Source organism: Cryobacterium sp. SO1, assembly GCF_004210215.2.
Classification (GTDB): domain Bacteria; phylum Actinomycetota; class Actinomycetes; order Actinomycetales; family Microbacteriaceae; genus Cryobacterium.
On the sequence record NZ_CP067394.1, the window covers coordinates 1,626,304 to 1,637,405 of the forward strand.

Below are 11,102 nucleotides of genomic sequence, written 5' to 3' on the forward strand. Positions count from 1 at the left end.
TTTTCTCGTTCCCGGGCGGTTGCAAAAAGGGTCGCACGTAACCGGGGAAGCGATGCTGGCCCTAGTGTGAGCCAGGGGCCACTAAAACTCACGGCGCCCACCTACCTGGGGGACAGATGAGCGCGCACCTTTCGTCACGCATCCGACGTGCAATCACGGGGCTCGCGCTCGTGGTGCTGGTGGCCGGAGGCTCCGCCGCAGTTCCGGCAGAGCGTGCGGCAGCCGCGGCACCCGTCCCGCCCGCCCCGAGCGCCGCCACGGCACCGACCCCGTCCGGGTGGCTGCACACCTCCGGCGGCAGTATCGTCACCGCCTCCGGTGCCCCGTATGTGGTCAAGGGCGTGTCCTGGTTCGGCCTGGAGACCTCGAACTGCGCCCCGCACGGCCTCTGGACCATCTCGCTGGCCGCAGGCCTGGCGCAGATCAAGTCGATGGGCTTCACGACAGTACGAGTGCCGTTCTCCAACGAGTGCCTGGCCGCCGCCTCGACGAGCTCGATCGACTACGCGGTCAACCCCGACCTGGCCGGCAAGACGCCGCAGCAGGTCCTCGATATCCTCATCAGCACAGCCGCTGCCGTGGGGCTGAACGTGATTCTGGACCGGCACCGCCCGGATTCCGGCTCGCAGTCCGAGCTCTGGTACACCGCCCAGTACAGCGAGGCGCGCTGGATCGCCGACTGGACCGCGCTGGCGACCCGGTACCTGAACGACCCCACCGTGATCGGCTTCGACCTGCACAACGAGCCGCACGGGCCGGCCTGCTGGGGCTGCGGCAACGCCGCCACCGACTGGCAGGCGGCCGCCACCCGCGGCGGCAACGCCGTGCTGGCCGTCAACCCGAAACTCCTGATCCTGGTCGAGGGCATCGAGAACCAGGCCACCGGCTCGTCCACCTGGTGGGGCGGCGGCTTGAGCGGCGTTGCGACCAAGCCCGTCACCCTCGAGGTGGCCAACCAGGTCGTCTATTCACCGCACGACTACCCCGCGTCGGTGTACCCGCAGACCTGGTTCGCCGCGGCAAACTATCCGGCCAACCTCACCGCGGTGTGGGACGCCAACTGGGGATACATCAGCAAGCGGGGCATTGCGCCGGTACTGGTGGGCGAGTTCGGCAGCAAGCTCGAGACCGCCTCGGACACCACGTGGATGAACGCTCTGGTGGGTTACCTGTCGACGAATCAGATCAGTTTCGCCTACTGGTCGTTCAACCCCAACAGCGGCGACACCGGCGGCATCATCGCCGACGACTGGGTCACCCCGCAGGCGGCCAAGCTCGCGGTACTGGTACCGCTGCTGGCCGGGGGTGCGACGCCGGTGCCGACGCCGAGCGTGACGCCCAAGCCGACGGCCGGCCCGACGCCGAGCGCCAGCCCGACGCCGACCGCGACGCCCAAGCCGACGGCCAGCCCCACGCCGACGGCGACGCCCACGCCGACGGCGACGCCGAAGCCGACCGCCACTCCGGTGCCGGCCGCCGGCGCGACTGTCGCCTGGAACCTGCAGAGTTCCTGGAGTGCGGGCTATGTCGCCGACATCATGGTCACCGGCACCACAGGGGTTGCGGGCTGGACCGTGACCTGGCCGGATGCGACCGCGACCGGGATCGTGAACGCCTGGGGGATGACCTGCACTCTCAAGGCCAGGGTCTCGATCACCTGCACCGGCGCCGACTGGGCCGGCCGGGTGGCCTCAGGCCAGACCGTGCGCGTCGGGCTTCAGGTGGCGGCCACCGCGGCGCCGGCGTCACCGAAGCTCACTGTCACGACCCGGTAGCGCGTGACCGGCGGCCCGTGACCGGGAGCTAGTACTCGGTCGCGGCTTCCGCGTCTTCGCCCCAGCTCGCGATGCGCGGCGGCAGCGGGTACTCGTGGGTGCCGCTGGCGGCCAGCACCTCAACACTCACAACACGGGGAGCGGTCGTTCCGGCCTGGCTCACGAACCACCCGCCGACCAGCACCACATCGCTCACCGTGGACGCCACTCCGACTCCGGTGACGGTGAACGACCCGTAGGCCGGGTCGATGAAGTTCACCGAGACGAGGTCGCCGTGGGCCACGACGGGGGCGGCACCGTCCGCGCCGGGCTCAGCGCCGGCGTCGGGCTCGAGCGGCTGCAGGGCCTGCAAGGACTTGTGCGGCTTCAGGTTCTGCTCGATGGACCGGCCGCCGATGGTGAGGGTCTTCACCGACGCGGAGATGAACGCGGCGCCGTCGATCGTGAAGGCCCCGTACCGCTTGGTCAGGAACATGGCGGAGACGGGCGTTCCGGATTCCAGGGTGGCGATCGCATCCGTGAGCGCCTTGACGTTGCGCCTGCTGGGCACATTGGGCATAACCGGTCCGGCCATCTTTCCTCCAGAGATCGTGACACGCAACTCTAGCCTTGCGGGCACCCGCGCTGCGCGAACCGGACCGTCCGCGAGACGGCGCACTGCCCCTGTTCGAGGGTCTCGGCAAGCCCCTAGCGGAGCCGACTTCGGCGGCATTGAGTGGGTGACCACTGGTGCGATTCGGCGTGCCGGTAGGTGTGGAGGGGTGGGCATTCCAACGATGGTGAGCAACGGCACAAACGGCATGAACGGAACTGGAGTCACCCCGGCGCGGTCGTTCGGTGGCGTCGTCGTCGGCCTGCTCGGCCTGGTCGCGACAAGCGCGATAGCGGGCCTGCTCGTCACGGTGAGCCTGACCCCGGTCGTGGCGCTCACCGGCGTGACGACGAGCAGCACGATCAACGTCTTCGCGACCCTGCCGGACTACCTGGAGATCGAGCCGCTCGCCCAGCGCAGCAATATTTACGCCACCCAGTCGGACGGCTCACCAGTGCTGCTGGCGACTCTGTACGACCAGAACCGCGTCGAGGTCGGCTGGGAGGACATCGGACAGAACGTCAAGGATGCGGCAATCGCCGGCGAAGACCCGCGGTTCTACGAGCACGGCGGCGTCGACCTGCAGGGCACCATGCGCGGTGCAATGACGACGGCGTTCAAGGGAAGCGTGCAGGGTGGTTCCTCGATCACCCAGCAGTACGTGAAGAACGTGCTGGTGCAGAAGTGCGAGATGCTGCCCACCGAGGAGGAGATCTCGGACTGCTACGAGGCTGCCACGGTGACGACGGCAGCCCGCAAGCTCAAGGAGATGCGGCTGGCGATCGGCGTGGAGAAGAAGTACGCCAAGAACGACATCCTGCGCCAGTACCTCAACATCGCCGGCTTCGGCGGCCGGGTCTACGGCATCGAGGCCGCGGCTTCGTACTACTACGGGAGGACGGCGGCCGACCTCACCGTGGCGCAGGCGGCCAGCCTGCTCTCGATCGTGAACAACCCGGGCAAGTTCAGACTCGACCGGCCGGCCAGCGAGACCAATGGTGCGGCCAACGGCTATCAGGATAACCGGCTGCGTCGCGACTACATCCTCGGCTCGATGCTCAAGTACGGCAAGATCACCCGGGCCGAATTCGACGCGGCCATCGCGGCCCCCGTCGAGCCCAACATCAACGAGCCCAGCACCGGATGCCAGACCGCAGGGGCGAACGCGTACTTCTGCGACTACGTCATCCACGTCCTGGCCGAAGACCCGGTCTTCGGCGCCGATGAGGAGGCCCGGATCACCAACATCCGCCGGGGCGGCTTCGACGTGTACACGACCCTGGACCTCGACCTGCAGAACGCGGCGATCACGACGATGAACGACAACGTGCCGAAGTCCCTCGACGGCTGGGACGTCGGCGGAGTCATTTCGAGCGTCGAGGTCGGCACCGGCCGGGTCCTCGCCATGACGCAGAACAAGGACTACAGCCAGGACCCGGAGGTGCAGGCCGCCGGAAACAACTGGAGCAGTGTGAACTACAACACCGACTTCGCCACCGGAGGGTCCCGCGGCTTCCAGCCCGGCTCCACCTACAAGGTCTTCACCCTCGCGGAATGGCTGAACACCGGCCATTCGCTGGACGAGCGTGTCGACTCCGCGCCCCGATCCCAATGGGGCACCTTCAACGACAGTTGCCTCGGCCCGCAGAATTACGATTCGGAAGGCTGGAGCCCCAAGAACGACGCCAATGAATCCGGCGGCAACTACAGTGCTCTCGAATCCACCATCGGCTCGATCAACACCGGCTTCATCGGCATGGCCAAGCGGCTCGACCTCTGCGGGATCCGGAAGATGGCGGAGGCGTTCGGGGTACACCGCGCCGACGGCGACCCCCTCAGCCAGAGTGCCTCGGCCGTGATCGGCACCAACGAGATCGCCCCGTTGAGCATGGCCGTGGCGTTCGCGGGAATCGCCAACCAGGGCGTCACCTGCAGCCCGATCGTGATCGACAAGATGATCGATTCCGCCGGCACCGAGGTCCCGATCCCTGAGTCGAAATGCGCGCAGTCCGTGAGTCCGGAGGCCGACCGGCAGATGATCGCGGCGTTGAACCAGGTGCTGACGAAGGGCACCGCCGTGCAATCGAACTCCGCGACGGTACCGTATGTGCCGATGTTCGGCAAGACGGGAACCACCGACGGCGCCAAGGACACCTGGATGAGTGGCGCGAGCAGCAAGGTCGCCACCGTTGTCGGCGTCGTCACCGTCACCGGGGACGCCAATCAGCGCGCACGCGACTTCTTCAGCGGGCCCGCCGCCACAGCACGGCACCGGATGTGGCCCGTCGTGATGTCGGTGGCGAACGCCAAATACGGCGGCGACCCGTTCCCCGGGGTGCCCATTGCCCCTGTGCCACAGGCCGAGGTCGACGAGGAGGACCCGGGCCAGGATGTTCCGGCCCCGGACGTTCCCGACGAGAACGACTAGGCGCTCTGCGTCGACCACAGGTCGAATGGTGGTGTTCCGGAGCCGGCCGCCCGCCGCGGACGGGGCGCGCTGATCGGTGCCCTCTCCGCCTGGCCATCGGCTGCTCTGGCCGCCTGGGCCTGGGCCCTGGTGCGTTCCCTGGCCACCGTGACCAGGTCCCACATGCCCTCACCGGTCACCGACACCCCGCGGGCTCCTGAACGCCTGGTGCGGCCACGCACCAGCATCAGTTCGGTCTGGAACACCCCGCCGCCGATGCGCTCCTGGGCGTCGTGGAAGAACACGACGTTGGCCACCGGACCGGTGCCGTCGTCGAGGCTGACGAACACCACCCGCCGGCCACCCCGCATCGGCGGTGTGTTCGTGGCTCGACGCACGCCGGCCAGGAGCACGTCGGTGCCGCCGGGCAGGGTGGCCAGCTGCGAGGCCGGGGTGACGCCGAGTTCGGCGAACAGCGGATAGTACTTGCGCATCCGGTGGTCGGAGACGGCCAGCCCGGTGTCGAGCAGCTCGAGGTCGGACTGGGTGCGGCCTCGCAATTGCAGCGACGTGACGGCGTCGAAGTGCGCACCCTCGTAGTCCAGCACCGGCAGCGGCACCTCGAAGGCCAGCTGGTCGTCGGCGATGGTGATGGCGATGCCGCGGAGCGACTGGATGTGCGCGAGCAGTTCATGCCGGCGGGTGCGGTCATGGCCGATGAAGCTGTCGAGCGCGCCGATTCGGGCGAGGGCCTCGAAGGTGCGCCGGCGGGGGCGCACCCGGTCACGGAAATCCTGCAGCGAGGTGAAGGGTTGGTGCCGCACGATGCGGGCCCGCTCAGCCTCGCTCGAGCCGTTCAGTTCGGGCAACGGCATCCGGATGCCCTGGCCGGCGCCGACGGACTCCACCCGGTAGTCCAGGGCGCTGTGCTGCACGTCGAGGCCCAGCACCGGCACGCCGAGCACTCTGGCCTCGGCCACGAGCAGGTCCTTGGGCCACATTCCCGGATCGTGGGTGAGCAGGCCGGCCAGGAACGCCGCCGGGTGGTGGGTCTTCAGCCAGGCGGACTGGTAGGTGGGCAGGGCGAACGCGGCTCCGTGCGCCTTGGCGAATCCGAAACTGCCGAAACCGGCCAGCACGGTCCAGACCCGGTCGATCGTGCCGGCATCGAACCCGCGCGACAGGGCGTTTTCGCGGACATACGCCTCGATCACGTCCAGCTGCTCCGGCCGGCCCAGGTGTCGGCGCAGCACGTCGGCGTGGCCGAGTCCGCAGCCGGTGAGCTCGTCGAAGAGCCGCATCACCTGTTCGTGGAAAATGACGACGCCGTTGGTCTCACGCAGGATCGGTTCGAAGCGGGGGTGGATGTAGTCGGGGGCGACCTCGCCGTGCCGGGCCTCGAGGTAGCGCAGCGGCATGTTGTTCTTCATCGGCCCTGGCCGGAACAGCGAGATCTCCACGGTGAGGTCGTTGAAGACCTCCGGCTGCAGTTTGCCGACCAGTTCCATCTGGCCGGGGGATTCGATCTGGAAGATCCCCAAGGTGCGGGTGGAGCGGATGAGCTCGTAGGTGGCCGGGTCGTCCAGCGGAACCCGGTCCAGGTCGATGTGCTCGCCGGTGAGCCTGTGGTGTTCCTCCACGGCGTGGGCCATGGCCGATTGCATGCGCACGCCGAGGATGTCGAGCTTGATCAGGCCCATCGGATCCATGTCGTGCTTGTCGAACTGCGACATCGGCAGGCCCATCCCCGACGCCTGCACCGGGGTGCGGTCCAGAAGCGAGGAATCGGAGAGGATGACGCCGCACGGGTGCACCGAGATGTGCCGGGGCAGCCTGTCCAGCCTGGCGGTGAGGTCCACCAGCAGATCCAGCTGTGCGGACTCGCGTACCTCGGCGGCCAGCTCCTCCAGCTCGGGCTTCTCGGCCAGGGCCGCCCGGAAGTCACGCGCGTTGAACCGCCACATCTGCTTGGCGATGGCGGCCACCTGGGTGTCCGGCATGCCGAGGGCCAGTCCGGCGTCGCGGACCGCGCCGCGACCCCGGTAGGCGTTGGTCATCGACATCAGCGAGACCCGGCTGGCGCCGAACGTCTCGAAGACCTTGCGGTAGATGTCGTGCCGTCTGGCCGATTCCACATCGAGGTCGATGTCGGGCAGTGTCTGTCGTTCGGGGGAGAGGAATCGCTCCCAGAGCAGGCCGTTGCCGATGGGTTCCACCGACGACGTGCGCAGGGCGAAGTTGAGCACCGAGCCCACGCCGGAGCCGCGGGCCTGGATGCGGATGCCCATGTCGCGCACGATGTCGGCGACCTTGGCGACCGTGAGGAAGTAGCTGGCGAAGCCGAGCGATTGCACTGTCGACATCTCGTGGGCGAGCCTGTCGTGCGCCGCGGTGAGCAGCGGCCGGCCGGCCTCGGCGTAGCGCTCGTCGATGCCGTGGCGGGCGCGGGCCCACAGCTCGGCGAGCGGGTCGCGGGTGACCCCGATCACGCTGGCCTCCGGCATCCGTGGCCGGCCGAGCCCGATGTCGGCGGCCGGGTCGAGCGCACAGCGTTCGGCGAGTTCGTGGGTGTCCCGCATCAGCCGCGCCAACGCGCCGTCGCTGTGCTGCCCGGCGTCGACGACCATGCGGGCCACCTGCCGCATGGCCGCCGCCGGCTTCAGCCAGGCCTGGCCGTTCACCTGCAGGGTGGTGGCCTCGTGCAGTTGGGCGAGCGGGGTCAGGTGCCTGGCGGCATCGGCGAGGTCGGCGGTGACCGCCTCATCGGCGGTGCCGTAGCGAACGGCGTTGCTGAGTACGGCGGGCAGCCGGGCGTACTCGGCCAGCGCGAGCATCCGCGTGGCCGGGGCGACGCTGCCCGGCATGCCCGGTTCGGCGAGATGGCAGACGATCTCGATCGCGATCGACTGGGGCGGCATGATCCGTTGCCAGTCGGCCAGGTGCGCCCTGGCCTGCAGGTTGTCGCGGCGGTCGACGGCACGGCCGACATCAGAGGCCGGGCCGAGCAGCACCGTCAACGAGTTCAGGCCGGCGAGCTCGGCCAGATGGCCGCGGGGAATACTCGGCGGGTGACCGGCTAGGCGCACCGTTGTCTCGTGGGCGCTGGAGACCGCCCGGCAGAGCGCCGCGTAGCCGCGGCCGGCGCTGCTCTGGGCGGCGCTGTCCTGGTTGGCGCCGTCTTGGCTAGAACCGCTGCCATGCGCCAGGACCACGATCCGGCCGAGCGGGGTGAGAGTGTCATCGTCGTGCACCTCGAGGTCGGCGCCGAGCCCCGGGCGGATGCCGGCGGACTGGCAGGCGCGCACGTGCTTGACGGCCCCGTACAGCCCGTCCCGGTCGGTGACGGCCAGGAACGTGGCCCCGTCGGCCGCAGCCTGCTCGGCGAGGGCCTCCGGCAGGGTCACGCCATAGTGCGTCGAGTAGGCGCTGGCGACATGCAGGTGCGGAAAACTCATCGTGACGACGTCACCCCCAGTCGAGAGCGAGCACCCACGTGCCGTCGGCGTCGTGGCGCAGGTCGTACCGGTGCTGGTCCTCGTCGCCCTTCGCGGCATCCACTCGCCACAGCTCGGTGTCGATGCGAGTGGGCGTGCCGTTGTTCTCCCACCAACGGGTGCGGCTGAAAACGGCCTGGGGCTGTCCGATGATGGTGTGTTCGAAACGGTCCCAGACGAAGGCTCGGGGGTCGCCGTCAGCGGAGAGCTCGACCTGCACCGCTGCGTCGATGATCTGGGGCATGAGGGTCACCTTCCGCGCTTCATTTCGAACAAATGTTCGAGATTCGAAAGTGTACGTCACTCCTCCGACAGGCGCCAGCGGAGCGGCGGTACCAGGTCGGCGGGGCAGGCGGGGGTAGACCACACGACGGTGCGGGGGCACTCTGGTGTTCCATGTCGACGAATCCGGAATTCATGCAGATCAATCCGCTCTTCGCCCGACCCGGCGAGGATGCCAGGGTTCCCCGCCACACTCTGGCACCGGGACCGATGGGGCCGGAAACGGCTTACCAGATCATCCACGATGAGATCATGCTGGACGGAAACTCCAGGCTCAACCTGGCGACCTTCGTGGGAACCTGGATGGACGAGGCGGCCCGCAAGCTCTATGCCGAGGCGTTCGACAAGAACATGATCGACAAGGACGAGTATCCCCAGACCGCGGCCATCGAGGACTACTGCTGGCACATCATCGCCGACCTGTGGCACGCGCCGGAGCCGCGAGCGACCATCGGCACGTCGACCATCGGGTCGTCAGAGGCCTGCATGCTCGGCGGGCTGGCCTTCAAACGCCGCTGGCAGCAGGCCCGGCGCGCGGCCGGCCTGCCCACCGACAAGCCCAATCTGGTGATGAGCAGCGCGGTGCAGGTCTGCTGGGAGAAGTTCTGCAACTACTGGGAGGTCGAGGCGCGCCTGGTGCCGGTGACCGATGAGCATCCGTGCCTGGACGGGCACGACCTGGCCGCGTACGTCGACGAGAACACCATCGGGGTGGTGGCGATCATGGGCGTCACGTACACCGGCATTTACGAGCCGGTGCAGGAGATCGCGGCGGCCCTCGACGCGATCCAGGCGACGACAGGGTTCGACGTGCCGATCCACGTTGACGCGGCGTCGGGCGGCATGATCGCACCGTTCCTGCAGCCGGAGGTGGTGTGGGACTTCAGGTTGGAGAGAGTGCACTCGATCAGCACCTCCGCCCACAAGTACGGCCTGGTCTACCCCGGGTTGGGTTGGGTGGTCTGGCGCAGCCGGGATCTGATGCCGGACGAACTGATCTTCAACGTGAGCTACCTCGGCGGAGACATGCCGACCCTGGCGCTGAACTTCTCCCGGCCCGGCGCCCAGGTGCTGCTGCAATACTTCCTGTTTCTGCGGCTCGGTTTCGAGGGCTACCGGATCGTGCAGCAGACCTCGCAAGACGTTGCCAAGTACCTGTCGAAGGGCATCGGAGAGCACGGCGCCTTCACCCTTGTCAGCGACGGATCCGACATTCCCGTGTTCGCCTGGAGGCTTGCGGAAGGGCACACCGACAAGTGGAATCTGTACCATCTGTCCGACCGTCTCCGTGCCAGAGGCTGGCTGGTGCCCGCGTATCCGATGCCGGACAATCTGTCCGATCGCACGGTGCAACGGATCGTGGTGCGGAACGGGTTGAGCCTGGACCTCGCATCGAGGCTGCTCACCGCGATCACCGAGGAGACCGCGTATCTCGACAAACTGGAAAGCCCGATGCCGGTGGAGGACCAGCACCCAGGGTTCGCGCACTGAGGCGAGTGGCGCCACTGGGCTGAGTAGTCGGTCAGAATAACCGGCGGGTTTCGCAAAGTGAGTCGGCCGAGCGTAGCCTTTCCCTGGGACGCATTCTCTCGGCGGACCCGTGAGAAGGTACCAATGACACTCAAAGCTGAGCCTGGGATCGCTACGCAGGCAGCATCAGAAACGGCCCCGTCGGGGGCATCGGGATCCCAGGCCTTTGAGTCTCAGGCCGAGGACGTCGTCACGGTCGAAACGCCGGTCGCCTTGGTGACCGGAGCTGGCTCGGCTTTGGGGAGGGCGGTCGTCGCCAAGCTCCTCGCGAACGGCTACGCGGTCACCGGCATCGACGACAGGGAAACCGACCTCCTCGGCGAACAGCACCGGGTGCTGGTGGGCGACATGGGCACAGAGGAGGGCGCCCGGTGGGCGGTCTCGGAGGCCGCCGACACCTTCGGCAGACTCGACTCCGCCGTGCTCCTGGCAGATTCGGGCGGGTCCCGCTCCATCCACGTGCCCGGAACCGCGGCAGAGGGGGAGCTCCTCCTCGCCCGCAACCTGAAAGGCATCGCCCTGGGCATCAAGTCGGCCGTCGAGGGGCTCTCCCTCGACGGGCACCGGAGCATCGTGGCGACGGCATCCGTTGCCGGTCTGCTCGCGGACCCGGGCGACTGGGCCCATCACGCGTCCAGAATCGCCATCATCGACCTCGTGCGCTCTTCCGCGCTCACTTACGCGGCCAAGGGCATCAGGATCAACAACGTGGCAGCCGGCCTGCTGCGGGCTGACGATCTGAGTGACCCTCCGAACGATCAGAACTTCGGACGGGACTTCTCCCGCCGGATCCCGCTGTTCAGACTGGCCCAGCCCGAGGAGATCGCGTCGGTGATCGCCTTCCTGGTGTCCCCGGCCGCGTCGTACGTGACGGGCACCACACTCGCCGTCGACGGCGGGCTGACGGCATCCGCCGGGCTGGTCTTCTAAGCGACGCCTCCGCACCAAGCTGCGAATTCCCTGACCAAATAGCCGCGTTCCAGGGACGGGTTGACCGCCATGGCAGAATGTCGCTCCGGGGC

General features: G+C 68.1%; 7 protein-coding genes. 4 read left to right on the forward strand and 3 right to left on the reverse strand.

Features of this window, described 5'->3' with window-relative positions; translation table 11 throughout:
- Positions 1 to 116 precede the first annotated feature (116 nt).
- Positions 117 to 1,775, forward strand: coding sequence for a cellulase family glycosylhydrolase (locus tag BJQ95_RS07650; RefSeq protein WP_256041575.1), 1,659 nt, complete (start codon positions 117 to 119; stop codon positions 1,773 to 1,775).
- Positions 1,776 to 1,803: 28 nt separating this feature from the next.
- On the opposite strand, the gene BJQ95_RS07655 is transcribed toward BJQ95_RS07650, so the two are convergent.
- Positions 1,804 to 2,349, reverse strand: a complete 546-nt coding sequence (locus BJQ95_RS07655) for a hypothetical protein (RefSeq protein WP_165384910.1) — start codon at positions 2,347 to 2,349, stop codon at positions 1,804 to 1,806.
- A gap of 187 nt (positions 2,350 to 2,536) precedes the next feature.
- On the opposite strand from BJQ95_RS07655, the gene BJQ95_RS07660 reads away from it, so the two are divergent.
- Positions 2,537 to 4,795 (forward strand): transglycosylase domain-containing protein, encoded by a 2,259-nt coding sequence (locus BJQ95_RS07660; protein ID WP_165384909.1) that lies wholly within the window; start codon positions 2,537 to 2,539, stop codon positions 4,793 to 4,795.
- Here the strand turns inward: BJQ95_RS07660 and BJQ95_RS07665 are convergent.
- Positions 4,792 to 8,229, reverse strand: coding sequence for a DNA polymerase III subunit alpha (locus tag BJQ95_RS07665; RefSeq protein ID WP_130177404.1), 3,438 nt, complete (start codon positions 8,227 to 8,229; stop codon positions 4,792 to 4,794). The two genes, BJQ95_RS07660 and BJQ95_RS07665, sit on opposite strands and share 4 nt — an antisense overlap.
- Positions 8,230 to 8,239: 10 nt before the next feature.
- Positions 8,240 to 8,512: a hypothetical protein gene (locus tag BJQ95_RS07670; RefSeq protein ID WP_130177403.1), complete on the reverse strand. Its 273-nt coding sequence runs from the start codon at positions 8,510 to 8,512 to the stop codon at positions 8,240 to 8,242.
- 152 nt (positions 8,513 to 8,664) lie between these two features.
- Here BJQ95_RS07670 and BJQ95_RS07675 point away from each other — a divergent pair, with 152 nt between their 5' ends.
- Positions 8,665 to 10,041, forward strand: a complete 1,377-nt coding sequence (locus tag BJQ95_RS07675; protein WP_130177402.1) for a glutamate decarboxylase — start codon at positions 8,665 to 8,667, stop codon at positions 10,039 to 10,041.
- Positions 10,042 to 10,164: 123 nt separating this feature from the next.
- Positions 10,165 to 11,010, forward strand: coding sequence for an SDR family NAD(P)-dependent oxidoreductase (locus BJQ95_RS07680; RefSeq protein WP_130177401.1), 846 nt, complete (start codon positions 10,165 to 10,167; stop codon positions 11,008 to 11,010).
- Positions 11,011 to 11,102 lie beyond the last annotated feature (92 nt).

Bases quoted from the DNA above. Each gene is read 5' to 3' on its own strand.
- BJQ95_RS07665 (WP_130177404.1), bottom strand. From the start codon at position 8,229: ATGAGTTTTCCGCACCTGCATGTCGCCAGCGCCTACTCGACGCACTAT.
- BJQ95_RS07680 (WP_130177401.1), top strand. From the start codon at position 10,165: ATGACACTCAAAGCTGAGCCTGGGATCGCTACGCAGGCAGCATCAGAA.
- BJQ95_RS07670 (WP_130177403.1), bottom strand. From the start codon at position 8,512: ATGCCCCAGATCATCGACGCAGCGGTGCAGGTCGAGCTCTCCGCTGAC.
- BJQ95_RS07655 (WP_165384910.1), bottom strand. From the start codon at position 2,349: ATGGCCGGACCGGTTATGCCCAATGTGCCCAGCAGGCGCAACGTCAAG.
- BJQ95_RS07650 (WP_256041575.1), top strand. From the start codon at position 117: ATGAGCGCGCACCTTTCGTCACGCATCCGACGTGCAATCACGGGGCTC.
- BJQ95_RS07675 (WP_130177402.1), top strand. From the start codon at position 8,665: ATGTCGACGAATCCGGAATTCATGCAGATCAATCCGCTCTTCGCCCGA.